Raw genomic sequence first — 25,228 nt, 5'->3', positions numbered from 1 at the left:
CGCTCAATCCAGGGCAAGTGCGCCTATGCGAGCCAAATGTGAAGTAACGTTCGCAGGTGGAAACTGTCGCGCCGGATGTAAATAGCGAAGTCATTGCCGGTTTTGCTGTCCATCTGGAGAATTTTGAAGGCCCCTTTGATCTTCTGCTTCAGCTCATTTCGCGGCATCGGATGGATATTACCGAAATCGCACTTGGGGCAGTGACCGACGAATTCATATCTTTTATCCGCGCCTTGGAGGAATCCGGTGAGGGATGGCAACTGGATCAGGCCACCGAGTTTCTTGTGGTCGCAGCAACCCTGCTCGATCTTAAAGCTGCTCGACTATTACCCAGCGGGGAAGTCGAGGATGAAACCGACCTTGCTCTCCTAGAAGCGCGCGACCTTCTCTTTGCACGACTTCTTCAATACCGCGCCTTCAAAGAGATTGCTTCCACCTTTCATGAGCGGATTCTCCTGCAAGACAAGGCTTTCGCGCGGGTGGTTGCCCTCGACTCTTCGCTTTCAGCGCTCCTGCCAGAGGTCCTCATTGGGGTGGGTCCAGCACGATTTGCCGCCATTGCAGAGCGTGTCTTAGCCCCTAAAGTCACTCCCAGCGTTGCCCTTGAGCATCTGCACCTGCCGCTGGTCAGCGTGGCAGAGGAGTCCCTGTGGGTTGTTGAGATGCTGCGACGCTCCCGTTCCATGAGTTTTCGCCACCTTGTAGCCGAGGCAGAGAGCACCCTGGTGGTGGTCGCCCGTTTTCTAGCTCTTTTGGATCTATATCGGCAAGGCGCACTCCGATTCGATCAGGTCGTTTCACTCGGAGAGTTGCAGATTAGTTGGATTGGTCCGGATACGGGGGCAATTGAAGCCGGGGAAGAGTTTGATGTGCCGGTAATTTCAGAGGAAAATGAAGCAGAGGAGGGGTCAAGTGTCTGATCTTGAACTTGAACGTTCGATTGAAGCGATCTTGATGGTGGTCGATGAACCAGTCACCGAACTGACGTTGGCGCAGGTCCTGGATACTCCGGTTGACGCGATCGCTCCAGTTCTTGCCCGCCTCCAGGAAGAGTACGAGAACCATGGTTTCGAACTTCGCGCTATCAATGGCGGGTGGCGCTTTTACAGCCGACCTGAATACTCCGCAGCGGTGGAGAAGTTCGTCCTGGATGGACAGCAATCCAGGCTTACCCAGGCTGCATTGGAAACTCTGGCAGTCGTCGCCTACCGCCAGCCCGTTTCACGGGCGCGAGTCTCGGCCATCAGAGGGGTGAATGTCGAGGCGGTCATGAAAACCCTCATCACTAGAGGACTCGTTGAGGAGTCGGGCCTTGAGCATGAGACTGGCGCCATTCTTTACCGGACGACTTCATATTTCTTGGAGAGGTTGGGTCTTAATGCGCTGACAGACCTCCCAGCCCTGGCTCCATACCTTCCAGATTTGGATCGCTTGGACGAAGTTTTAGGCGCCCTCACCGACTGATTTATTGGTTTTTCTCCTCTGACCCGGCGGAATATGTCAGGGTTGTAGGGCGGTAGACTGGCTTCCTTGCTTTTTTAGATTGGATCCCATGTCACTAACTCGCCTCAATAAAGTGATCGCCGACGCCGGCATCACTAGTCGTCGTGGTGCCGACGAACTCATTCATGATGGTCGGGTAAGCGTGGATGGAGAAATTGTTCGCGAACTCGGAGTGAAAGTTGACCCTGATAACTCTGTAGTAATGGTTGATGGTGAGACAATTACACAAAGTTTGACTAAGACTTACCTTGCACTGCATAAGCCAAGGGGAGTTGTGTCTACCATGTACGACCCCGAGGGACGCCCATCACTTTCAGATTTTATTTCTCTGCGCACTGAGCGTCTCTTTCACGTAGGTCGTCTGGATAAGGAGAGCGAAGGACTCATTCTTTTGACCAATGACGGAGAAATGACCTTTCGCGCGACCCACCCTTCCTACGGATTAGAGAAGACGTATTTGATCGAATATGCCGGCAGATTGCCCAAAGATGCGCAAGCTTCCTTACTTAAAGGAATTGAACTCGAGGACGGACTGGGACGAGTTCTGGAGTTCAAAACACTTTCCCCTACCTGGATCGAGGTCACCATCCATGAGGGGCGCTATCACATCATTCGTCGTTTGATGGAAGCTGTGGGGGTGGACGTGCTGCGGCTGATCCGCACCCGTTTCGGCCCCATTCTCCTGGGGGATGTGCTGGAAGGACGATGGCGGGATCTCAATAAGGCTGAGTTGGTAAATCTACGTAAGGCTTTAGATCTTTAACAATTTGTCGTCTTTTTCTTAGCACCTTAATAGTTATTAATCGATAAATTGATATTACTCTTCCTTTCCAAAATCAATTTATCGATATTTGAATAGGGCAATTACGCTCAGAGTTTGGGATGAATAACTATTTATCGACTATTCATACCAACCATGGATTTCTGGCAGGTAGTAGGTTAAACGGTTAATATTTAAATCGACAAAGTATTAAGCAAATATGAATGTTTAAAGAGAAACGCCTAATTGAAACGCGCTTCGCACCACGGAGGAGGTACCCTGTGCGCATGAGCGTGCGAGCCATCCGAGGTGCTATTCAGGTCGATTCAAATACTACGAGCGCAATTCATGGTGGAGTTAAAGAACTTCTGGAAGCGGTGATGGTGGCCAATGGCCTCACGCCGAACGAAGTCATTTCAGTCATATTGACTTCGACTCCGGATCTGACCGCGGACTTTCCAGCCGCCGCAGCTCGTGAAGTTGGGTTCGGTGCCGTTCCACTTCTCTGTGCTTCGGAAATCGCTGTTCCGGGGGCGCTTTCCAGGGTTATTCGAGTGATGCTTCACTGCGAAACTGAGCGTACAAGGGAGCAAGTAGTCCATATTTACCTCAAAGGGGCAGTGGCTTTACGTCGAGATTTGGCGCAATGAGCAAGGTTGTTTCTCATCAGAAGGTTCGAATCCTGGGCTCTGGTCTGATCGGAACCTCGATCGCGTTGGCTCTTTCAGCGGCTGGGGTTCGAGTGAAGATGATTGATTCCGACCAGCGCAGAGCTTCTCTGGCGCAAGATTTAGTCGGGGTCACCAACGGAGATATTGGAAATGATGCAGAACTGGTTATCTTCGCTCTGCCAACCTCTCGCCTCGCAGGGGTCATATCTGATGAATTTAAATTGAACCCCAGGGCAACGTTTATAGATATTGGCAGTACAAAGGCTAAACCTCTGGCTGAAATTGAGAAAATATCTGGGATGTCAGAGCGATTCTGTGGCACCCACCCCATGGCGGGACGGGAAATCGGAGGACCTGAGGCTGCGCGGGCAGATCTCTTCGCTGGGCGCCCCTGGATTTACACACCGACGGAAGCGACGAAACCGGATGTCATCGAAACGGTTCTGGCGCTTATCGATCTCTTGGGGGCAAGTGCAATCAAGATGTCGGCGCAAGAACATGACAGCGCCGTGGCTCTGGTATCTCACCTTCCTCAAATATCGGCATCCCTTCTGGCAAAGCAGTTGAAGGATGCACCGGAGAATTGGCTCGCCCTGGCCGGACAGGGGCTGCGGGATTCGACTCGGATAGCCGCCTCTGACCCCCACTTGTGGAGAGAGATCATCGGCATTAATCGGACCCAGATCCGGCCGTTGCTCATGCGATTGAAAATGGATTTGGGGACGCTCATTAACCAGATTGGCGATGATGAAGCGGTCGCAGCCTTTATCTCGGCGGGACAAGCTGGGCGAGCCCGGATTCCAGGTAAACATGGCGGCACTGCCCGCGCTTACTCGTACCTTCCGATTGTGATTGAGGATAAACCCGGTCAATTAAGTCGGCTCTTTCACGAGTGCGAAGACGCCAACGTCAACATTGAAGACCTATCGATTGAACATTCACCTGGTCAGTTCACAGGTTTGATTACATTGGCCCTGTCGAAAGACGATGCCGAACGGTTAGCTGCGCACTTAGAGCTGCGCGGATGGAATGTGCATCTTGCGCGAAATTGAACTAAGCGGGGGACGACTAGACTCGCCCCATGGGCATTGTTCTGGCTATAGATGGCCCAAGCGGGGCGGGCAAATCGAGTACTGCGCGCGCGATTGCTCGGCGTGCCAGGTGGGAATATCTGGATACTGGCGCCCTCTACCGCGGAGCAACCTGGCTCGCCCTGGAAGGAAAGCTGACAGAACCCTCGCAGATCGTAGGCGCCCTCAAGCGTTCACCATTGAAATTTCGCACCGACCCCTCTGATCCTAAGTTGCTAGCCGGCGATGTCGACATCACCTCTCAGATTCGTTCCCAAGCGGTAACCGATCATGTGAGCCAAGTAAGTGCCTATCCAGAAGTGCGGGCATTCCTACTAGATCTGCAACATAAACTCATCGCCCATGCAAACCGGGGAATAGTTGTAGAGGGTCGCGATATCGGAACGATTGTGGCTCCAGATGCTGCCCTAAAGATCTATCTGACTGCCGATCTAACTGCCAGGGCGCAACGCCGGGACCTTGAAATGGATCAGAGTTCACAAGGTGCGCAAGTGGGCGATGTCAGCGACTCCCTCGCGCAGCGGGATCATTTAGACTCAACTCGCAAAGCTTCGCCGTTGAGCAAAGCTGCCGATGCGATGGAGATTGACTCAACCGAGCTTTCGTTGGAGGAGACTGCCCAGCGCATTTGGGAATTATTGAAAGAGCGTCGTCTGCTTGGCCTTCCCATTGTCGCTCTGCTTGGGCGTCCCAATGTTGGCAAATCCACCCTTATTAATAGGTTTATCGGTCGTCGTGAAGCGATTGTCGAAGATACGCCCGGCGTCACACGTGATCGAGTGACGTATGAGTGCGAGTGGAACGGCCGTGAATTCATGGTGATGGACACCGGGGGTTGGGAAGCAAAACCTGACGGCATCTCCGTTGGTGTGAGCGCGATCGCAGAATTGGCAATGGAAGAGGCCGATGTGCTGGTACTTGTCATTGACGCACAAGTTGGTGCACTCGATGAAGATGACATCCTTGTCCGAGAATTGCGGAAAATGAAAAAGCCAATCATTCTCGTCGCCAACAAAGTAGACGGACCGCGTGAAGAGACATTGGCTCACTCCCTCTGGAATTTAGGATTGGGCGAACCGCAATTCGTCTCAGCGCTGCATGGGCGAAACAGCGGAGATCTCCTTGATCGGCTAGTTTCCGTGATGCCCGAAGTTGGGGGAGCGCAGAGCCAGGATGGCTATCGCCGTGTGGCACTCATCGGACGACCTAACGTTGGAAAATCAAGTTTGCTCAACATTCTGGCGGGAAATACCCGTGCGCTGGTAGATGACGTGGCAGGCACAACACGAGATCCCGTTGATGAATTAATTGAGTTAGGTGGATCGATTTGGCGTTTTATCGACACCGCAGGTATCCGCAAACGTGCCAATCAGCAAAGTGGTACTGACTACTACGCGACACTGCGTACGCAAATTGCACTTGAACGAGCTGAAGTTGCGGTCGTCGTTCTGGATGGGTCTGTTCCAATTTCTGAACAGGATTTGCGAATCATCACAATGGTCGAGGAAGCGGGCAAAGCACTCGTCATTGTGATGAACAAGTGGGACCTCGTCGATGAAGATCGGCAAATAACCTTGGATCGCGAAATTGACCGACACCTGGATCAAGTTGAGTGGGCACAGCGTGTGAATCTTGCTGCCAAGACTGGCTGGCATCGTGACCGCCTGGCTCCTGCGCTTCGCACAGCCCTGAGCAGTTGGGAGAAACGCATTCCAACCAGCAGGCTCAATTCCTTCCTAGGAACCCTGGTTGCGGCAACCCCCCCACCGGTGCGCGGAGGAAAGCAACCGAAGATTCTGTACGCCACTCAAGCGGGCATCGCTCCACCGCGGTTTGTCATCTTTACCACCGGCTTTCTAGAGAGCTCTTACCGCCGGTTTATCGAACGTAGACTTCGCGAAGAGTTCGGCTTCCCGGGCACCCCACTTCAGGTATCTGTACGAGTGCGCGAACGCGACTAATATTCCACTGGCGAGAAATCGCACCGGGGCGTAGCGCAGCTTGGTAGCGCACCAGGCTGGGGGTCTGGTTGTCGCAGGTTCAAATCCTGTCGCCCCGACGTGTCCACACTGTTGACGGTTCCTAACGCCCTGACGCTTCTACGTGGACTAGGTATTCCACTCTTTATCTACCTGGCCTTGTCCCTGCACGCCGATGGCGCCGCCATTATCGTCCTGATCATCGGTGGGGCCACTGATTATTTTGACGGGAAGTTGGCACGCGCTTGGAATCAGGAGTCGCGCTTCGGCGAGCTCATGGACCCGGCTATCGATCGACTCTATATCGGTGCAACTTTGATAGTCCTCTTTATACGAGATGCCATTCCGCTCTGGATAATTGGACTTCTTGTCGGTCGAGATCTTATTTTGGCAATCATGTCTTTGATGATGAACCGTCTTAATATCCCACCTTTCAAAGTCACCTTTCTGGGAAAGGCTGCTACCTTCAATTTGATGTACTCCTTCCCACTCTTACTGCTCGCCAAGTCATCCACTGACTGGGGAGATGTGGCCTTTGTCGCAGGGTGGAGTTTTGCGGTGTGGGGCATCGGCTTGTACCTGGTGACAGGTTTAGATTATTTTCGGACGGGATGGCGCTGCATCGCTCATGCAAAGTAAGGTATCCACATAAAACAACCGTGATAGGAGATGAACGTGTCTGAAGCACCACTAGCGTTGCGTTACACCAAAGAGCATGAATGGGTGGGAAAGACTGACAATCCATCACTCGTGCGAGTTGGAATCACTGATTTTGCGCAGAGTGCCCTTGGAGACATTGTTTATGTCCAGTTGCCTGCCGTAGGTGACGAAGTGAGCGCAGGAAAAGTCTTTGGGGAAGTTGAATCCACCAAGAGCGTTTCCGAATTGTATGCCCCGCTCACAGGCAAAGTGACGAGCATTAATGCCGCACTCTCAGCAAATCCTGAAATTCTCAACACCGATCCATACGGTCAAGGCTGGATCATCGAGGTGGAAGTAACTGGCGGAGAAGAAGATCTTCTTTCAGCACAGGAGTACGTGCAACTTACGGCTTGACCTTGAGACCTTGCATCTCTAATGTCATCCTCAAGTTGATGGTGAGTTAGAAAGGGGTGCCACGGGTATGGAGAAGGTTCCCGAGCACGAACTCACAACAACTATTCATCTCGGCTCGCGCGAAGCGATCGGGAAGAGTCCAGTCGATCGACTCCAAGAAAATCTTACGCAACTCAATGATGAGGAGCGCGAGATTGTTGCAAAGCTCTCAGCACATGATGGAATGCTCATTGTCCATCGTGGTCCAATCAAAGGAGCACGTTTCTTGCTCACAGATATTGCAACGATTGGCCGATCTCCAGAGAGCGAAGTCTTTCTCGACGATGTGACCGTCTCGCGTAAACACGCCATCGTTTCGCGCATGCAAGACAAGGCTTTCCATCTCAAGGACCTCGGAAGTCTCAATGGCACATATGTAAATGGACACTCGACTATCGAAGTTCGACTTTCACCCGGCGATGAAATACAGATTGGTAAATTTCACATGCTCTTCTTTGGAGGAAACAAATGAGCGTACCGGCTCGGGCGTATTTGAGTATTGGCGAAGTTCTGGGAAAGCTCCGCGGGGATTTTCCTGACATCACGATTTCTAAGATTCGCTTTCTCGAGTCCGAAGGGTTGATCGAGCCTCAACGAACCCCATCTGGTTATCGCAAGTTTACAAATTCCGATTTGGAGCGATTGCGTTATGTCCTTCTCGCCCAGAGAGATCAATACTTGCCTCTGCGCGTGATCAAGGAGAATCTGGACGCGCTTGATCGTGGATTGCAACCTGCGCAAATATCCGGGGGCTCGCCAGTTCCTCACCTTGCCACGATTGATGGAGAACTTGCACCAGCGAGTTTTGCGGAGAGTAGTGATCTGCGTCTTTCGCGCGAAGAACTTCTTAAAGCAAGTGGAGTAGTGGAAGAGCAACTTGTCGAACTCGAGTCATACGGACTGATTTCGGCTCGCGGTCGCCACTATGACGGGGACGCACTTGCTATTGCCCGAGCCGTAACTGAACTGGCCGGTTTTGGAATTGAGCCGCGCCATCTGCGCTCCTTTAAGTCCGCCGCAGACCGCGAGATCGGATTGATCGAACAAGTCATCACTCCATTGACTCGACAGAAAAGCGCCGAAGCGAAAGCTCGCGCCGAGGAAGTTCAGCGGGAAATCGCCGCACTTTCCGTCCGACTTCATGCCGCGTTGGTGCGCGGTGGACTGCATCGCCTCCGGTAGCGACATGATTCTGGTAGAAGTCGTTGGTGTGCGAGTCGAGATGCCATCCAACCAACCCATCATCTTGCTCAAAGAGATGGAAGGAACGCGATTTCTACCGATCTGGGTGGGGGCGGTCGAGGCAACTGCAATTGCTTTCGCCCAACAAGGAGTCATACCTCCGCGACCGCTGACGCACGATCTTATGAAAGAACTTCTCGAAACCTTGCATGGAACACTTACCGCGGTTCATCTGACAGAACTTCGAGACGGCGTTTTCTACGCCAACCTCCTGCTGCGAAATGCCGCCAACCAAGAACTCGTTCTATCTGCGCGCCCCTCAGATGCAATTGCTTTAGCGCTGCGGACGGCGAGCAGTATCTGGGCCAGTGAGGAGTTGTTGGCCGACGCCGGAATTGAGATGCCGGTCGAAGATGTCTCCCAAGCCAACGAAGAGGTCGAGCGCTTTCGGGAGTTTTTGGACCAGATTAACCCAGAAGATTTCGCAGGCTAGTCCGTGTTAGTCCGCCGAGCCGCCCTCACTTTGCGCCTCGCCGCGACCTTTTTCTTCTTTGCAGCCACTGCCCTCATCATCCGTCCCGCCGCAGTGGCCGAGCTTTTCGGATACGCGCCGGCTGTCCTGACAAACGAATTCACCTGGACGCTCCGGCTGATGGGTGCGACCTTTCTTATCCCGGCACTTTTGGCTCCCCTCGTAGCCGCATTTGCGGGAGAAAGGGGACTGCGGCAGGCCGCGGCGGGAATGGCCTTTATTTCGATCGGGTTGGGTTCACTCATCCTCTTTACCCCTGGTCGTTGGTCGTGGGGAAGACTCACCTGCATCGCTCTGAGTTATCTTTTTGCGCTGTTTTACTTTTATGCTCTCCGGGGACGCGGGAGAAACCGTTAACCTCTACTTGAGGTTTTGATCGTGTCGATCATTGCTTCTACTTCTGCGCACTCATAGGCTTGTGAGCAGTCAAGAAAGTTCCCTTTCTAGCAGTATGAGAATCGAGTATGACCGTGACGGAGCAAGAAATGCCTGATATCGGATATCGCGGGGCCACTGCCTGCGCTGCCGCGGGAATTTCATATCGGCAGTTGGATTACTGGGCGCGGACTGGTTTGGTCACACCTAGTGTGCGCATGGCAAGTGGATCAGGAACCCAGAGACTCTACGGATTTCGAGACATCCTCGTTCTTAAGATCGTCAAGCGGTTATTAGACGCCGGAGTTTCACTTCAGAACATCCGCACTGCGGTGGAGTACCTCCGCAATCGTGGCGTCACCGAACTGGAGCGGATTACATTGATGAGTGACGGGGCATCGATCTATGAATGCTCAAGTCCCGACGAAATTATCGACCTCCTGCAAGGTGGCCAAGGAGTCTTCGGGATTGCTGTCGGAAAAGTATGGAGTGAAGTTGAAGGATCCTTGGCAACCCTGCAGGGTGAAATTGATGGCCATGTGATTAGTGGCGTAAGTAACGACGAATTGTCGCAACGTCGCAAACTCAAGGGTGCGTAAATCGGCTTATCCTGCTCATCTAGAATCACACTCATATGGAGTCAACTAGGGGCGTAAGGGGATAAGAAGAGATGAAAGATATGACTGTGTCATATGAAGCATTTGAAAGAAGACATATAGGCCCATCTTCGGAGCAAGAGAAGTTAATGCTCGCCGAACTCGGATTCGCGACGATGGAGAAGTTCATCGCCCAGGTCTTGCCTTCGAGTATTGCGATGGGTCAGAGGCTAGAAGAGATCCTCCCGCCACCAGCAACGGAAACTGAAGTGATTGAAGAGCTGCGCTCTCTGGCAGCCGAGAACAAAGTTTTTACGTCTTTGATCGGCACGGGATATTACGGAACCATCATGCCCGCCGTAATTCTTAGAAATGTTCTCGAGAATCCGGCGTGGTACACCGCATACACGCCATATCAGCCAGAAATTTCGCAAGGACGTCTGGAAGCGCTCTTCGCGTTCCAAACTATGATCTGCGACCTGACTGCTCTCCAAGTTGCCAACGCATCCATGTTGGATGAAGCAACTGCCGCAGCGGAGGCAATGACTCTCGCCCATCGCGCCTTCAAGGGCAACGATGACGCCGTTTTCCTAGTAGATAAGAATGCCCACCCCCAAACTCTTGCCGTCATCCACACGCGTGCCAAACCATTGGGTATCAAAGTGGAATTGATTGATCCGCTTGCCCCTTTGACGAAAGGTGATTTCTTTGGGTTACTCGTTCAATATCCAAATACTTTTGGTGTCATTCACGACTTCGCGACATTAGCCACGCAAGTTCATGAACGTGGCGCGCTCCTCATTGCCGCAGCTGATCCGCTTGCGCTGACTTTGCTTACCCCTCCGGGGGAGTGGGGCGCTGATGTTTGTGTTGGTTCGGCGCAACGCTTCGGAGTACCCATGGGATTTGGCGGGCCACATGCAGGCTTCATGTCGGTACGCACCGGACTCGAACGAACCATGCCAGGACGACTTGTCGGACAGAGCATAGATACTGACGGTAATCCTGCTTTCAGACTCGCGTTGCAAACCCGCGAACAACACATCCGTCGTGACAAGGCAACCAGCAATATTTGCACCGCACAAGTTCTGCTCGCAGTAATGAGCGCCTTCTACTCCATGTGGCACGGCCCAGATGGGTTGAAGATGATTGCATCCAAGATAAACAGCCAGACCCGACGTCTAGCAAAAGGAATTGCGGATGGTGGGTTCAAAGTTGCCGAAGGTAGTTACTTCGACACCCTCACCATTACGGTTCCAGATGCGCAAGTCATTCATAATCGGGCGCGAGATTTTTCGATCAACCTGCGTGAAATAGACGAAGAAACCATCGGAATTTCACTCGATGAGGCAACGTCAGAGAATACTCTGCGGGATCTCGCGGAAGTTTTTGGGGTGACTATCCCGGCAGGGCAGAGCGCTTCCCAAGGCTCAATTCCTGCGAACTTGATCCGCACCTCTGCATTTTTGACCCATCCAATCTTTCACGCCAATCATTCTGAGACTGCGATGATGCGATATCTGCGGACGCTGGCGGACCGTGACCTGGCACTTGATCGAACAATGATTCCACTTGGGTCTTGCACAATGAAACTCAACGCGGTCACAGAGATGGAATCAATCACCTGGCCGGAGTTTTCCTCCTTGCACCCTTTCGCCCCGGCGAATCAGAGTGTTGGTTCGCGAAAGCTCATTGACCAACTTTCCCAGTGGTTGATTTCGATCACGGGTTATGATGCTGTCTCACTCCAGCCAAACGCTGGCAGCCAAGGCGAATTCTCCGGTTTGTTGGCAATTCGTAATTACCACGATTCAAAGAACGAGAATCATCGTCGCATCTGCCTTATTCCTTCGAGCGCACACGGCACCAATGCGGCCAGCGCCGTCATGGCTGGAATGAAAGTAGTTGTAGTCGCGTGTGACGAACACGGCAATGTGAGCCTTGATGATTTGCGTGCAAAGATCAAAGAGCACTCCTCAGTTCTGGCTGCATTGATGATTACCTATCCTTCAACGCATGGTGTTTTCGAAACTGCAATTGGCGAAATATGTTCGCTCGTGCACGATGCGGGGGGACAGGTCTACGTCGATGGTGCAAACCTCAACGCACTTGTCGGTCTTGCCCAACCAGGAAAATTCGGGGCCGATGTCTCACACCTCAATCTCCATAAGACTTTCTGTATTCCCCACGGTGGCGGGGGACCTGGTGTAGGCCCAGTTATCTGCCGCGCGCACTTGGCACCTTTTTTGCCCAACCACCCGTTGGATCCACAAGCCGGCCCCGCAACGGGTCCGGGTCCGGTCAGTGCGGCGCCATTTGGCTCGGCCAGCATTCTTCCTATCTCGTGGGCATACATCCGCTTGATGGGTGGATCAGGTCTTACGCATGCCACTCAAGTTGCGATTCTCTCTGCCAATTACATTGCCCGCAAACTAGGGGAGTACTACCCCGTTCTGTACAGTGGGGAGGCGGGATTGGTCGCCCATGAATGCATCCTAGATCTGCGCGAAATCACCAAAGAAACCGGCGTGAGCGTCGATGATGTGGCCAAGCGACTTATGGATTACGGTTTTCATGCGCCCACCATGAGCTTCCCGGTTTCGGGAACATTGATGGTCGAGCCGACCGAGAGTGAAGATATTGTCGAATTGGACCGCTTTATCGAAGCGATGATCTCGATTTACAGAGAGATCCAAGCCGTCGGTGATGGCACCTACACCAGTGAGAATTCACCTCTTCGAAGTGCTCCACACACGGCCGAGAAGATGACTTCCACGGACTGGAACCACCCGTATACGCGTGAATTGGCGGCATTCCCGCAAGGGTTGGCCCTCGGTGAGATCATCGGCCGGCGAGGCAAATACTGGCCAACAGTCGGGCGTATTGATGGAGCCTATGGAGATCGCAATCTCATCTGCGCCTGCCCACCGATCTCTGATTTCGCATGAGAAGTTCCCTATGAAAATTGCGGTCACGGGTGGAAACGGAAAACTCGGTAGAAGTGTGGTGCGACGCCTCAAAGCTGAAAGTCATGAGGTAATTATTCTCGACCGAGAGGGGGAGAGGAGCGAAGATCTAGTTGTAGTGGATCTGCGGGATTACGGCGCGGTTATTGACGCAATCCTCGGTGTGGATGACCGACATGCTGGCTTTGACGCCATCGTTCATCTCGGAGCAATTCCAGCCCCCGGGTTATTTTCGGATGTCGCAACATTCCATAACAACCTGCTCTCCACCTACAACGTATTCCAGGCCGCCAGACGTGCCGGTATCAAGAACGTGGTCTATGCCTCCAGTGAAACCGTTTTAGGCCTGCCTTTTGATATCGACCCTCCCTATATTCCGGTGGATGAGGAGTACCCTGCCCGGCCAGAGAGCACCTACTCGTTGGTCAAACATCTGGAAGAGCAAATGTCCATCCAATTAACCCGCTGGGATAGCCAGTTAAGCATTACTGCTCTGCGTTTTTCCAATGTGATGGATCCGGAAGATTATGCTGCCTTTACCCAATTTCAATCCGATGCCAGATTACGTAAATGGAATCTCTGGGGTTACATTGATGGTCGCGATGGAGCCCAGGCTGTGTCGCGGGCGTTGGAAAATGCCAAGCCGGGTTTTGAGAGTTTTATCATTGCGGCATCTGACACGGTGATGAGTAGACCTAGTGCTGAACTAGTCGCCGAAGTTTTTCCAGGCGTTGCATTGACCAGGGAGATCAGTGGGAGGGAGACCTTGCTCTCTATCGATAAAGCCAGGGGAATGCTCGGTTACGCACCAGAGCATAGTTGGCGCGATTAAGGCATAGGCAGGGGATCTAAGTAAGCGTCGACCGATGATCTACTTAACATAATGTAACTTATCGGCGTTATTTCGTACCCGGGATTCGAACGCCCAACCGGTTACTTTGGTTAGCGCTTCTATCACTATACGTCTGCTCATCTTGGATTTTCCAAGCTCTCTTTCCACAAAGGTGATTGGTTCTTGGGCGAAAGTTCCGTCGCCAGCGTGAGCCGCTCGCACCATTTCTATTTGAAAACAGTAACCATCTGAGGTAATAGTCTCTATCTTGATTCGTCTCAGTAGGTGTACGGCATAAACCCTAAAGCCACCGGTGAGGTCATCCAACGGCATTCTTAGCGCCCACCGAGCGTATGAGGTGCCAACTCGGGAGATAAATTGTCGATATTTGGGCCAGTTCTCGATGGCGCCACCTGGCATCCACCGTGTTCCCATCACAACATCGGCGTTTTTGGCGCGTTCGATGAGCCGACGCAGGTCCTGCCAGCGGTGAGAACCATCGCCATCCATGGTCACGAAGTGAGTGAAGGTGGAGTCATTCAGACCCCACTGGAAGCCGGTTCGGTAAGCAGCGCCAAGTCCAGATTTCTGGGTTCGATCCAGGACATGGACCCGATCGGAGTTCAACTCCTTGACGACCTTGGAGGTCCCATCTGGAGAGTTATCGTCAACGACCAAAATGTGCAGATCAAAGGGCAGCGAAAGTACCCCATTAATGACAGAACTGATGCTCTGGACTTCGTTATAGGTCGGAATTATGACAAGGATCTTCATCTCACCCTCCGACGTGAAAATGCGAATACAAATACTCCAGGTATGAAGATTAAGACAAGTTCGACTTGCTGACCATATTTGTCCGATGGCGTAATCGTACTTATGAGTGCAATGGAAGAGTCGATAATTGCAGATTGATCAATTCCACTACGTTGAGACACCCTCCCAAGTGGATCGATGAGGGCACTCACGCCGGATGTGGAAATACTTACTGCGTACCTTTGATGTTCAATCGCACGTATTCGCGAAATCTGAAGTTGCTGCTCACTTTCAGGAGATCTCCCAAAAGTTGCACTATTTGTCTGAATTACTAAAGCATTTGAACGTTTGCCCATTTCGCGCCCGACTTGATCGTCGAGAAGTTCGAAACAAATTATTGGTGCAAAGAGAGCCCTTCCTACGTGATGTAAAACGATTTCATTTCCCGGCAGAAATCCCGCGACACTTTTTGCATAAGGGGAAATGAATTCTGCAATGGTGCGCAGGGGAATATATTCCCCAAAGGGCGTCAAATGCGCTTTGATATATATCGAACTAGGACCTGTTCTGGGTAGCCAGAGCATGGAAGCGTTGTGGAATTTTTCTCCAGCTTCCAAGACAGCCCCAAGGACCAATGGAGTTGAATACTCGTCGACTAAAGTTTGAATTTTCTCCCTTACGAAAGAGGTTTGAAAAGGGTCCACATCCACCGAATTTTCCGGCCACAAAACCACATCCGGAGTGCCATTTCGTTGGGTCAAATATGCGCGGGTCACCCTTAGATGATTTTCAAAGACAGCTGTGGCGCGCGCGTTGAACTCAAGTCCAAGCTGAGGCACTCCCCCTTGAACTGCAACAAAGTTGAAATCGCGTCTTTCATCGCCTTTAGCAGATCCTAAGAGGAAGGTCGGAAGCGCGATGAGAATTACCAACCAGAGCGCCTTCAGTTTTCGATCAACCACCAACAGATAAAGTGCGACGCCAATGAGGGCGACGACAAAGCTCAGTAGTGGGACACCCCCCAATTGTGCGATAAGCGCGTAAGGGGCATCTGGTTGGCTAAATGCCGCCCTCCCCCACCCAAATCCACCGAATGGAAATCGGGTTCGAACAAGTTCAATGAGAATCCAGAAGGATGGAAAGAGAAGAAGTAGCCACGGTTTCGACTTTTGAAGAGGGAGAAAACCAAGCGGTGTCAGCAACGCGATTTGGAGAAGCGTGAGAATAATCCAAGGAACATTTCCGACATATGTATTCGTCCACGATAGAAGAGGGGCAAAGAATGCAGTTGCAAAGGACGCAACGGCAATGAGGCGACGCTTCAATGCTGGTTGGTACAGAAGATGAATGAGCAGTGCTAAAGCAATCGGAGCGCACCACCAGAGAGCAATGGGTGCGAAGGCGGCGTACATGAGTAAGCCCGCGATCAGCGCTTGGAGAATCACCACTGCAAAGCCGAGATCATTCTCTCAATGCTGGTGCTAAGTCCGTACTGTTCTTGCAGTTTCTTGAGCGCCTTCAAGTCCTTGGGTCGCTTGGGAAGTTCGAGCGGGACCTGTGGAAGCGAAATATCCGTGGCGCATTGGACCAAGGTTGGCGCGATCGCCAAGTAGTCGCGTCCGGCAAGAATTTTCTTGACCAGCGCCGGTGACAGCGCCGGATGCTCTTCCTCGGCTCCCGCAATTACCTCGTGTACATCTGCAAAGTGATTTGCAATAAGCGCCGCGCCCTTTTGTCCGATTCCTTTTACTCCAGGCAATCCGTCGGAAGGATCTCCACGAAACATCGCAAAAAGTCCATATCGATCTCCGGGGATTTCATACTTCTCTTGCACCCATTTGTGATTTACAAATTCATGGGCTGAAAGTCCTTTAGCAAGATATACAACGGCGACGTCGCGCGCATCATCCACCATTTGGAAAAGATCTCGATCCCCCGTAACAATCCTCGTTGGACCTGCATGCTGCACGGCGAAAGATGCCATGACATCGTCGGCTTCGAAATCATCGATACCGATGACGGGAAATCCTATGGCGTCCAGAATATCGAGCAGGATGGGAATTTGCGGCGTGAGCGTCTCTGGCTCCTCTTCTTCGGCCCCACTAGTCGCATCGACTCGATTGGCTTTGTAATCAGGAAAGAGCGAAACGCGCCAGCTTGGACGCCAATCTCCTTCGATGCACGCTACAAGTCGTTCGGGTCTGTACATACCAATCAAGCGTGCAGTCATATCCAAATATCCGCGAATCGCATTAACTGGAGTTCCATCAGGTGCGACCAAGGTATCTGGCATTCCGTAGTAGGCGCGGTACCAGAGTGAGGCGCTATCTATAAGCATCAAGGTCATGATTCATTCACCATATACGCCACTACCCCTCGATCCAACTTCTTCATGGCTTCCAAGCATTTCGGACGTAATTTCTCACTCGCTACCGATACTTGTTGGAGCAGATCAATGAGTTGTTTGGCAGATCTGACAAAGTCACCAACTGAAAGATCTGAATCTTTAAGGACACTTTGCAGAGAATGTCCGTTAGCCCATCGAAAAGAAATCCAACAGAAGCCAAAGTCAGGTTCGCGCTGCGTCCTGACTTGATGTGCATTTTCAATTACTTCTAGTTTCGCCCACAAACGAGTGACTTCTGCCAAGGCGGTTTGGACGCTTCCGGTAGGAATTCGAGGTGCTTGTGCCTGTGATGTCCTACCTTGGAAAATCATGCTGGAAAGAACGCTGAGCAATTCCGGCGCCGAAAGATGATCGAAAAGATCTTCACGAATTGCCTCCGATAAGAGAAGATCGGATTCCGTGTATATCTTGGCGAGAATTTGACCCTGCGGAAGGGTCTTCTCTGCCTGGATATATCCCAGTTCGGTCAACACGTCACAAACATGGTCGAATGTACGTGCGATAACGTGGGTTCGATTCTCGACACGTGAGAGAAGTCCAATATTCTCCTTGCGAAGGCGGGATGCGCGTTCGGCAATCCGGGCGTGCGCCTCACGATCGTTGCATGAATGAGAAGGGTGATTGCGCATCGCCTTCTTCAAATCCACAAGTTCGGATTCCAGATGCGCTCTCTGACGTGGATCAAAGCCGCGCTTTGCTTGCCTATGAGAAAGTAACGTCTCTGTTTCCTTAATCTCCCGCCGAAGTTCTGCATACCTTCTAAAGTCGCCCAGGTGACACCCGGAAACTTCATCAAACTCGGCAATGGCTACTTCATTCTTATGCACTTGGCGGGTGAGTCCTACTACTGCACGATCGGCTTGAAATTGGGCAAAGGATGACTCCAGCGAACCTCGTGCTCGTTCACGCCCGAATCGAGAGATGAGATTTATCGCCATGTTGTACGTAGGGGTAAAAGAGGAACGTAACGGGTAAGTACGAGTCGATGCCAAACTAGCCGCCATTGCGGAGTCGACGGTAGGCGACCACTGAACAACTGCGTTACCTTCAATATCAATTCCGCGTCGCCCGGCGCGTCCGGTCAATTGGGTGTACTCCCCTGGCGTCACGGGCACATGAGCCTCGCCGTTCCACTTCACCAATTTCTCCAGCACCACGGTGCGAGCCGGCATATTGATGCCCAGAGCTAAGGTCTCAGTGGCAAAGACCGCTTTGATCAGACCGCGTTGGAAAAGATCTTCGACCGCACTCTTAAAGCTGGGAAGCAAACCAGCATGATGAGCCGCGATTCCCCTCTCCAGGGCCGTTATCCATTCTGGGAATCCGAGAGTTTCTAGATCCTCCGCCGCAATATTCTGCGTATATCGCGTGGCGGTCTCACGAATCTCTTTTCTCTCATCCGATGTTGTAAGTCTCACGCCCGATGTCAGACATTGGTGCACCGCGGAATCGCAGCCCAACCTGGAAAAAATGAAAGTGATCGCCGGCAACATCCTTTCGCGATCGAGTTTTTCAATGATTTCTGCTCGTGAAAGCCTGTGACCACCATCGGCGAAATCCTTGCCTCTACTCCCCCTTCCTGCACTTCTTGGCGTCCGGACTCGGCGCATGGCTTCGCGTTCGCGCCTGAGAATCTCGGGATTTACATGACCATTCTCAACAAAGAGATCCACCAAACTATTGTCGATAAGTACATGTTGATACAACGGAACCGGTCGGATCTCGCTCACGATTACTTCGGTGTCACCGCGGATAACTTGCAACCATTCGCCAAACTCTTCCGCATTTGAGACCGTTGCCGAAAGTGATATCACTTGAACGCTCTCCATCAAGTGGATGAGGACTTCCTCCCACACGGCGCCACGGAACTTATCGGCGAGATAATGAACTTCGTCCATCACGACAAAACCCAACGAAGAGAGTGTGCTGGAGCCCGCGTACAACATATTGCGCAGTACTTCGGTCGTCATGACCAAGATATCTGCCTCACCGTTAATGCTGGTATCTCCGGTCAGCAACCCCACTCTTTCCGTGCCGAAACGGGCCACAAATTCTTGATACTTCTGATTAGAGAGCGCTTTGATTGGAGTCGTGTAGAAGCACTTCTTCCCGTGCTGAATCGCGAGAAATGCAGCAAATTCTCCGACCACTGTTTTGCCCGCCCCAGTCGGAGCGGCAACTAGAACTCCCTTCCCTGACTCAACGGCCCGGCAGGCTTTTGATTGGAAGTCGTCGAAAGGAAAAGAGAAAGTGTTGGCAAACTCTTGCGTCAGAACCGATGTATTTAGCTTTCTCGATTCCGCATAACGTGCGGCTGGAGTTGTCATTGCAACCAGGTAAGGAGTGCCGAGGGGACTGATTCCGCGTGAACTGGCAACGGTCCGACTCTCTCCCCGTCGGCATAAGCAACCGCATTGGACAAAATCGCTACCTTTTTGCTCCGGAAAAATTTGACGGCTGGATGAGAGACGTGCGCTCCTGAATAAACTTTCGGGAAGACTCGTAGAAATTCGAATTTAGAGATTGGATGAAGAATCATGACATCGAAGAGGCCATCATGAAGCAGCGCATTCGGACAGACTTTCATCCCTCCCCCGTATGAGATTCCATTTCCAATGGCGATGAGCATCGCTTTGGTTGAGTACGTACGCCCATCGAGTTCAATCTCGTACTCTCGCGGTCTAAAACCTGGCAATTCGCGGGCGATGGCAGCATTGTATTTCGTCGGCCCTTTTGGCCACTTGAAAGTATTGGCCCGCTCATTCACTACTGAATCGAAGCCGGTGGAAAGAATGGCCGAAAACCACTCGCCATCAACTATTCCAAGGTCAATGTATTCAGGTTCCTGAGTCAAGACACTCTCGAGTATCAATTCCAAGTTGTCGAGTGGCCATCCCAGGCTCCGACATGTGTCATTGCCCGTGCCAGCTGGAATAACCGCAAGCGGGATATTGGTCTGCGCTATTTGTTGGATAACTAAGTGAACAAGGCCGTCTCCGCCAACCGCAACCACTCCATCACAATTTTGTTCGCGTGAGAGGAAAGTTGCGAGATTCTTACTGGTGAGGTTCGCAGTAGCGCCGGTAATTATTCGATAGTCGATTCCTCTCAAATTGAAGAATGTTATTACCCGAGTACCGAAGACGGCACCTTTCCCCTGCCCAGAAATTGGGTTGATGACGACTGCCCACATCAGGCGGCACCGTCTTCAGTGAGCATTCGTTTCCCGCGCCGTCGATCAACCAGAAGCGCGATACCGCCGGCCATAAAGTAAAAAATGCAGAGAGGCACAGCGAGCAGGGCCATCGTCATTGGGTCACCCGTTGGAGTGAAGGCGGCAGTGAAAAGGGTGATTCCGAAAAGCCAGATCCTCCAGGGGCGAAGAATCGCCTTGCCGGAAATAAAGCCAATGAGATTGAGCGCAACGAGAAAGATCGGGAGTTCGAAGGCTAGCCCGAACAAGAGGATTATTCTTAGAACAAAATCCAAATAATCGTCGAACTTGACCAAGTTGGCTAGTGACTGCGGCGTGAAGCCAAAAAGCACGCGGATCGCTACTGGAAGAATCAGGTAGCCGAGTGTCGCTCCCGCTGCAAAGAAAGGCGTGGCGCTGAGTATGAAGAGGATCGAATTTCGCTTCTCTTTCCGATGGAGCCCAGGTGCGACAAAGGCCCATACTTGATAAAGCCAGAGAGGTGCAGAAAGGATCACTCCTGTGAGGAGGGCTACTTTGATCTGAAGATTAAGCGGACCCAGGACACCGTTGATGTAGAGGGACCCGCAATGAGTCGCATTGACCGCTTGGGCTTTTGCCAAATCACAGACTGGCCGAGCCAAACGAGTGATAATCGGGTTATAGAAATACCAACCTGCAATCGAAGCCAAGACAATAATGATGGAAGAGCGGACTGCACGACGTCGGAACTCTCGCAAGTGCTCGAGTAGCGGCATTCGACCGCCGGTGGTGGCCGCCTCCAAGATTACTTCTCCGTTTGGCCTTCGCCATCTTTCTTCTTCTCATCCTCGTTGATTTCCTTTATTTCACTCTTAAAGATTCGCAAAGAGCGAGCGAGCGAGCGAGCAGAATCTGGCAGACGTTTGGCTCCAAAGAGGAGAACAAGAACAAGCAAAAGAATGAGTATGTGACTAGGTTCTCTCAGGAACATCGCAATAATCTCCTACTTCATGGGCTGGCACATAAATACGGGGTAATACGGGCTAACGCTACCTCAGAACTTTAAATATATCCGCCCAGCGCCCGCAGAGAGCGTTCGCGGAGCGATTCCCGCAGATACTGAGGAGATTTAAGGGTAACTTCTCCCCCGAAGCTCATGATCTCCCGGATAGCCCAGTCCGGCGTAAAGGTCTCCACTGTGACTTCCTTCCGTGAGTCTTCCCTGAGATTTTGAAGGGAAAGATTAAATCGCTCGGCAACGTCGCGTTCACGTGAGGCAATGGCAACGACCATTCTTTGAACTTCCGGTTCGGAGGTGTCCATCTCACGACTTGGATTCATCTCAACGCTGTTGGCCTTATGGGTTTTTAGGATTCGATCAACTCGGAATGTGCGATAACCCTTGGAGAGTTCGCAGAATGCATATAGGTACTCGTGAGGGTTCGAGGCCGTAAGCGAAGTGAATTCCAAAGGGTGTATAACTCGAGTGTTCACTTCGTCACGCGTAAGAGAGTGATACTCAATTTGAATTGGGACGCGAGAGTTGATGGAAGCATCTATTTCACCGCGAATGACAGAAGATGACGCAGTGCCTGCCTGAATCAGGTGAGAAATATCCAGAAATTGCGACAACTTGTCAATCAACGAACTTATCTGTTCGGAAAGCGAATTCTTCTGTGATGACTCGCTTTCTAGCATCGTCTCTAGCCCCAGCATGAGGGTGAGGACTTCGTTTCGATCGAGGGTTCGCGGACGAGCCAACGTTTCGGCGTTGGAAATTGTCACGAAACCTGATTCGAAGGAAAGATCCATTAACTCGAGTGCCGTATAGCCGGGAAGGCCGCACATCCACAGAGTTGTCAGGTCATCAATCACCTCAGCAGTGGTGATTGAGAACTCCTTGGCCAAGTCCTCGATCGAAATTCCTTGATGGGTCGCCAGGTAAGGAACTAGATCGAGTAGGCGGGCCGTCCGATCCAAAGCTGGGTTCGCATCCTTCCTAGTCGACCTCTTTGCCTTCTTTTCAGCCATGCGTTTCCACCAGACTTCGTAGTCTAGAAATTACCTTTTCGCGAAGGGTTAGTGGATTAAGAACTATGACGTCATCGCCATGCCAGAGAATTGAATCAACGAATCTCTCATCATCTGAATAGGGCAATTCGCATAGGTCGAACTGTTCATCCGATGAGAGGGTGATCGCCTCTGCGCGCAGGGCATGTCCACGCCCCCTGCGAATGCGAAGTTGAGCGATGTCGCGAGGTTCGAAAAGATGAGAATCAAGAAATGAGAGAACGTGGAAGTCGGGATCCGTTTCGAAGGCACCTGGTTTCGAAAGTGTTTCTACATCTCCAACAATACGATCTAGGCGGAAAGTGCGCAGGGCTTTTCGATCATGATCCTGACCTACGAGATACCAGTTGCCCTTTCGACTCCCCAATCCGTAAGGGTTTAACACACGTGTTTCATCATTAAGTTGGGCCGATCGGTATTTGAAAGTTACTGTGGTGCGATCACCAATTGCCTGAGTAAGTGGCACGAAAGCTCTCGAACTTATTTTGATCTTGGGTGAGAGATTTGGAAGTGCATCAAAATCGGATGCGATCCCGAGCGAACGTAACTTGATAAGGGCAGAATGTGCGGATTCACCAAGTGCTGCACCGCGCCACGCTTCGGCAGCCAAGGAGAGAAGGGCGACCTCGGTCCCGGTTAACTCTCCTAAATTGAGAGAATAACTCTCTGGATGAATTCGATATCCAGGTTCATCTTCAAATCCAGGATCGACGCCTCGAACATCTATAACGATGCCAAGGTTGCGTAGGTCGTCCTTATCGCGTTCGAACATCCGCTCCTTTGCAGATGGGTCGCCTTCGTAACCCTCTATGCTGCGGAAGATTTCAGATTTCGTCAGATAACGACGAGTGGCTAGGAGCGCGATGGTGAGATTGATCAGTCTCTCACTCTTGCGCGATGCCATCGTAACTTCCCTTGGATGGACGTCGCCGCCTGGCTAGGACCTGAACCCCGGGTGCCATTCGTCGTGATTGGATCAAGAAGCCGGTGTGACCAATCATGCGATGTTGCGGACGCACTGCCAATCCTTCGTGATGCCATCCTCGGATCAAGGACTCTGAACTTTCGGGTTCAGTAAAAGAGCCGTCATTTTTGAGTGCCTCTGCGGTTTCGGAGAGTTGAGTTGTGGTCGCGACGTAGGCAAGAAAAACGCCACCTGGTCGAAGCACTTGAGATGCAAGAGCGATGCACTCCCAGGGTGCCAGCATGTCCAGAATAACTCGATCGAAACTCTCATTGAATTCTTGGTCCTGGAGCGAGCCTATCGACAAAGACCAATTGTTTGGACGTTGCCCAAAATAATTAGTGACATTGGAAGTTGCATTTGCTGCAAATTCATCTCTTCGCTCCACGGAATGTACGTGACCTTCGATTCCAACAGCGCGTAGGAGTGAGATGGTGAGTGCGCCACTTCCGACCCCCGCTTCCAGGACGCGGGCACCAGGGTAAATATCTGCAAATCCCAGGATGAGCGCAGCGTCCTTGGGATAGACGATTGTTGCTCCACGCGGCATAGAGAGTACGTAATCAGCCAGAAGTGGCTTGAAAGCAGTGAACTTAAGGCCGGCGCTAGTCTCGACGACAGAGCCTTCGGGAACGCCAATCAATTCATCGTGGACAATCCAACCTTTGTGCGTGTGCCACTCTTTCCCAGGGGTAATGGTAAAGCTATAGAGCTTGCCTTTGGCGTCAGTTAATTGGACGCGATCGCCAGCGCCGAAAATTCCAGGAATAGACACGGGAGCATCCTATGGGCGAACGAGCTGCCTTTGGAGTGTATCTTCGCCTGCATGAGCAAAATCCGCCTCTCGCCCAGTCGAGTGAGCGATTTTTCCAACTGCCCGCAGTTGTACAAATTTCGGGCAATTGATCAATTGCCAGAGCCAATCAGTCTGGATGCCGAACGTGGCACGCTGGTGCACACCGTCTTGGAAAAGTTGTTTGATTCTCCCGCGCTCATGCGGACCCTCGAAACCGCACTCGAGATACTCCCGGGGAGTTGGCTAGAGCAAGTTGCGGCAAAACCAGCACTCCAAGAGAGCGTTGTCGACTTAAAGGAGTGGTTCGATCGCGCTTCCTCGCTCCTCACGACCTATTTCACGTTGGAATCCCCCGCTGCTTTTGAACCCACCTCTCGTGAGTTGCATCTGGAAATGGATCTTTCTGAGGAAATTTATCTGCATGGTTATATCGACCGATTAGATATCGCTGTCACCGGTGAAGTGCGGATAGTCGATTACAAAACTGGAAAGGCACCAAAGCCCGGCTGGGAAGAGAAAGTTCTATTTCAACTCCGAATTTACGCTTTGATCTACTGGCGAAATCATGGCGTACTCCCCCGACTCCTCCAGTTGATCTATCTAGGGGACGGTCAATTGATTCGAAGCACCCCCACTCTGTCACAACTTGAAAATACAGAGAAGAAACTCTTTGCAATTGCGGGTGAAATTATTGCGGCGATCCAATCAGAAGTCTGGCGACCCAAGCCATCTCGACTATGTGATTGGTGTTCTTTTAAGAGTATCTGCCCAGCTTTTACTGGTGACCGTTCAGTTCTTTGAACAAGGAGATCAATCTTTCTCGATCTAATTCCCGTACCGTGCTCACCACTCTGACACGGGCACTTTCGTCTATCGGAACGAGATGTGGAATAGCAACCACGAAACCACCGCTTGCCCGAGCGGCTTCGACCCCAGTAAGTGAATCTTCCAGAATGAGACATGTGGCGATATCCACGCCTAGCATGTCTACTGATTTCAGATACCCCTCGGGATCTGGCTTTGTATTTACTACGTCATCACTGGAAACCGATACTTGAAATCGGTGAGAAGGTAAGTTCTCCAAAACCGCATCCACCAGGATTCTTGGACTTGCCGACACCAGCGCCACCGGAATTTCAAATTCTGCACATACTTGGAGTAATTCAGCAGCACCATCCATCAATACGGCGCCCCTATGCAACTTCTCGGCCATACGGGCAATGAGAGAATCTCGGAAAAACTCGGGACTCTCGACTTTGCCTGCTAAGTCATGCATATATTCACCAACGCGATCCAATGGGCCACCTAAACAGTTCGCCTGATCTTGGGATGTCCATGCATAGTCATATTCATCCATAAGCTCAGTTTCGCTCACGAGCCAGAGTGGCTCGGTGTCGACGAGGGTTCCATCCATGTCGAAGAGGATTGCACTAAAAAATGTTCCGTCGTGTGGATTCATACTCGCTCTCTTGCAAGCCCAT

Annotated in this window: 27 protein-coding genes and 1 tRNA gene; 17 read left to right on the top strand and 11 right to left on the bottom strand. The window is 51.7% G+C overall.

What is annotated here, in order from left to right:
- The first annotated feature begins 56 nt into the window (after positions 1 to 56).
- The 16 genes from VMW30_05615 (at position 57) to VMW30_05540 (ending at position 13,582) form a co-directional block, all read left to right on the top strand.
- Complete coding sequence (locus tag VMW30_05615) at positions 57 to 920, top strand: segregation/condensation protein A (GenBank protein HUW87836.1); 864 nt, start codon at positions 57 to 59, stop codon at positions 918 to 920.
- Positions 913 to 1,464: an SMC-Scp complex subunit ScpB gene (gene scpB, locus VMW30_05610; GenBank protein HUW87835.1), complete on the top strand. Its 552-nt coding sequence runs from the start codon at positions 913 to 915 to the stop codon at positions 1,462 to 1,464. Before VMW30_05615 ends, scpB begins: the two co-directional genes overlap by 8 nt.
- An 88-nt stretch (positions 1,465 to 1,552) precedes the next feature.
- On the top strand, positions 1,553 to 2,266 hold the full coding sequence (locus tag VMW30_05605; GenBank protein HUW87834.1) for a pseudouridine synthase: 714 nt from the start codon (positions 1,553 to 1,555) through the stop codon (positions 2,264 to 2,266).
- Positions 2,267 to 2,550: 284 nt separating this feature from the next.
- Entirely contained in the window at positions 2,551 to 2,913 is a 363-nt protein-coding gene (gene aroH / locus VMW30_05600) for a chorismate mutase (protein ID HUW87833.1), read from the top strand.
- Positions 2,910 to 3,986 carry a prephenate dehydrogenase gene (locus VMW30_05595; protein HUW87832.1) on the top strand — a complete coding sequence of 359 codons (1,077 nt, stop codon included), beginning with the start codon at positions 2,910 to 2,912 and terminating at the stop codon, positions 3,984 to 3,986. Before aroH ends, VMW30_05595 begins: the two co-directional genes overlap by 4 nt.
- A gap of 29 nt (positions 3,987 to 4,015) precedes the next feature.
- Positions 4,016 to 5,986 (top strand): ribosome biogenesis GTPase Der, encoded by a 1,971-nt coding sequence (der, locus tag VMW30_05590; GenBank protein HUW87831.1) that lies wholly within the window; start codon positions 4,016 to 4,018, stop codon positions 5,984 to 5,986.
- 24 nt (positions 5,987 to 6,010) lie between these two features.
- Positions 6,011 to 6,084: transfer RNA gene (locus tag VMW30_05585), tRNA-Pro, on the top strand.
- Between the two features lies 1 nt (position 6,085).
- Positions 6,086 to 6,643 (top strand): CDP-alcohol phosphatidyltransferase family protein, encoded by a 558-nt coding sequence (locus VMW30_05580; protein ID HUW87830.1) that lies wholly within the window; start codon positions 6,086 to 6,088, stop codon positions 6,641 to 6,643.
- Between the two features lie 36 nt (positions 6,644 to 6,679).
- Positions 6,680 to 7,060 (top strand): glycine cleavage system protein GcvH, encoded by a 381-nt coding sequence (gene gcvH / locus VMW30_05575; protein ID HUW87829.1) that lies wholly within the window; start codon positions 6,680 to 6,682, stop codon positions 7,058 to 7,060.
- Positions 7,061 to 7,127: 67 nt separating this feature from the next.
- A complete protein-coding gene (locus VMW30_05570) occupies positions 7,128 to 7,571 on the top strand; it encodes an FHA domain-containing protein (GenBank protein ID HUW87828.1) in 444 nt (147 codons plus the stop codon).
- Entirely contained in the window at positions 7,568 to 8,281 is a 714-nt protein-coding gene (locus tag VMW30_05565) for a MerR family transcriptional regulator (GenBank protein HUW87827.1), read from the top strand. Before VMW30_05570 ends, VMW30_05565 begins: the two co-directional genes overlap by 4 nt.
- A gap of 4 nt (positions 8,282 to 8,285) precedes the next feature.
- Positions 8,286 to 8,774: a bifunctional nuclease family protein gene (locus VMW30_05560; GenBank protein ID HUW87826.1), complete on the top strand. Its 489-nt coding sequence runs from the start codon at positions 8,286 to 8,288 to the stop codon at positions 8,772 to 8,774.
- A gap of 3 nt (positions 8,775 to 8,777) precedes the next feature.
- The gene (locus VMW30_05555) at positions 8,778 to 9,170 is read left to right on the top strand and encodes a hypothetical protein (protein ID HUW87825.1); all 393 of its coding nucleotides are present in this window, start codon (positions 8,778 to 8,780) and stop codon (positions 9,168 to 9,170) included.
- 128 nt (positions 9,171 to 9,298) lie between these two features.
- Positions 9,299 to 9,787 (top strand): MerR family transcriptional regulator, encoded by a 489-nt coding sequence (locus VMW30_05550; protein ID HUW87824.1) that lies wholly within the window; start codon positions 9,299 to 9,301, stop codon positions 9,785 to 9,787.
- Between the two features lie 80 nt (positions 9,788 to 9,867).
- Positions 9,868 to 12,732: an aminomethyl-transferring glycine dehydrogenase gene (gcvP, locus tag VMW30_05545; protein HUW87823.1), complete on the top strand. Its 2,865-nt coding sequence runs from the start codon at positions 9,868 to 9,870 to the stop codon at positions 12,730 to 12,732.
- Between the two features lie 10 nt (positions 12,733 to 12,742).
- Entirely contained in the window at positions 12,743 to 13,582 is an 840-nt protein-coding gene (locus tag VMW30_05540) for an NAD(P)-dependent oxidoreductase (GenBank protein HUW87822.1), read from the top strand.
- Positions 13,583 to 13,621: 39 nt separating this feature from the next.
- On the opposite strand, the gene VMW30_05535 is transcribed toward VMW30_05540, so the two are convergent.
- The 10 genes from VMW30_05535 to VMW30_05490 all read right to left on the bottom strand — a co-directional run bounded on the left by VMW30_05535 (position 13,622) and on the right by VMW30_05490 (position 23,726).
- The gene (locus VMW30_05535) at positions 13,622 to 14,356 is read right to left on the bottom strand and encodes a polyprenol monophosphomannose synthase (protein HUW87821.1); all 735 of its coding nucleotides are present in this window, start codon (positions 14,354 to 14,356) and stop codon (positions 13,622 to 13,624) included.
- Positions 14,353 to 15,783 carry an apolipoprotein N-acyltransferase gene (gene lnt / locus VMW30_05530; protein HUW87820.1) on the bottom strand — a complete coding sequence of 477 codons (1,431 nt, stop codon included), beginning with the start codon at positions 15,781 to 15,783 and terminating at the stop codon, positions 14,353 to 14,355. Before lnt ends, VMW30_05535 begins: the two co-directional genes overlap by 4 nt.
- The gene (locus tag VMW30_05525; protein ID HUW87819.1) at positions 15,777 to 16,682 is read right to left on the bottom strand and encodes a 5'-3' exonuclease; all 906 of its coding nucleotides are present in this window, start codon (positions 16,680 to 16,682) and stop codon (positions 15,777 to 15,779) included. The genes lnt and VMW30_05525 overlap by 7 nt, the downstream gene beginning before the upstream one ends.
- Positions 16,679 to 19,069: a DEAD/DEAH box helicase gene (locus VMW30_05520; protein ID HUW87818.1), complete on the bottom strand. Its 2,391-nt coding sequence runs from the start codon at positions 19,067 to 19,069 to the stop codon at positions 16,679 to 16,681. Before VMW30_05520 ends, VMW30_05525 begins: the two co-directional genes overlap by 4 nt.
- Positions 19,066 to 19,935: a YegS/Rv2252/BmrU family lipid kinase gene (locus VMW30_05515; GenBank protein ID HUW87817.1), complete on the bottom strand. Its 870-nt coding sequence runs from the start codon at positions 19,933 to 19,935 to the stop codon at positions 19,066 to 19,068. Before VMW30_05515 ends, VMW30_05520 begins: the two co-directional genes overlap by 4 nt.
- Positions 19,935 to 20,720 (bottom strand): twin-arginine translocase subunit TatC, encoded by a 786-nt coding sequence (gene tatC / locus VMW30_05510; GenBank protein HUW87816.1) that lies wholly within the window; start codon positions 20,718 to 20,720, stop codon positions 19,935 to 19,937. Before tatC ends, VMW30_05515 begins: the two co-directional genes overlap by 1 nt.
- Positions 20,721 to 20,722: 2 nt before the next feature.
- Positions 20,723 to 20,908 (bottom strand): Sec-independent protein translocase subunit TatA, encoded by a 186-nt coding sequence (gene tatA, locus VMW30_05505; protein HUW87815.1) that lies wholly within the window; start codon positions 20,906 to 20,908, stop codon positions 20,723 to 20,725.
- Between the two features lie 71 nt (positions 20,909 to 20,979).
- Positions 20,980 to 21,948, bottom strand: coding sequence for a WYL domain-containing protein (locus VMW30_05500; protein HUW87814.1), 969 nt, complete (start codon positions 21,946 to 21,948; stop codon positions 20,980 to 20,982).
- Entirely contained in the window at positions 21,941 to 22,891 is a 951-nt protein-coding gene (locus tag VMW30_05495) for a WYL domain-containing protein (protein HUW87813.1), read from the bottom strand. Before VMW30_05495 ends, VMW30_05500 begins: the two co-directional genes overlap by 8 nt.
- A complete protein-coding gene (locus VMW30_05490; GenBank protein HUW87812.1) occupies positions 22,872 to 23,726 on the bottom strand; it encodes a tRNA (adenine-N1)-methyltransferase in 855 nt (284 codons plus the stop codon). The genes VMW30_05495 and VMW30_05490 overlap by 20 nt, the downstream gene beginning before the upstream one ends.
- A gap of 51 nt (positions 23,727 to 23,777) precedes the next feature.
- On the opposite strand from VMW30_05490, the gene VMW30_05485 reads away from it, so the two are divergent.
- Complete coding sequence (locus VMW30_05485) at positions 23,778 to 24,548, top strand: PD-(D/E)XK nuclease family protein (GenBank protein HUW87811.1); 771 nt, start codon at positions 23,778 to 23,780, stop codon at positions 24,546 to 24,548.
- On the opposite strand, the gene VMW30_05480 is transcribed toward VMW30_05485, so the two are convergent.
- The gene (locus VMW30_05480) at positions 24,523 to 25,206 is read right to left on the bottom strand and encodes an HAD family phosphatase (GenBank protein HUW87810.1); all 684 of its coding nucleotides are present in this window, start codon (positions 25,204 to 25,206) and stop codon (positions 24,523 to 24,525) included. The two genes, VMW30_05485 and VMW30_05480, sit on opposite strands and share 26 nt — an antisense overlap.
- Positions 25,207 to 25,228 lie beyond the last annotated feature (22 nt).

The organism is Candidatus Paceibacterota bacterium, assembly GCA_035530615.1.
In the GTDB taxonomy this organism is placed as follows: domain Bacteria; phylum Actinomycetota; class Actinomycetes; order Nanopelagicales; family Nanopelagicaceae; genus QYPT01.
The sequence above is the reverse complement of the archived record's forward strand: the minus strand, read 5'-3'. Positions and strand labels throughout refer to the sequence as shown.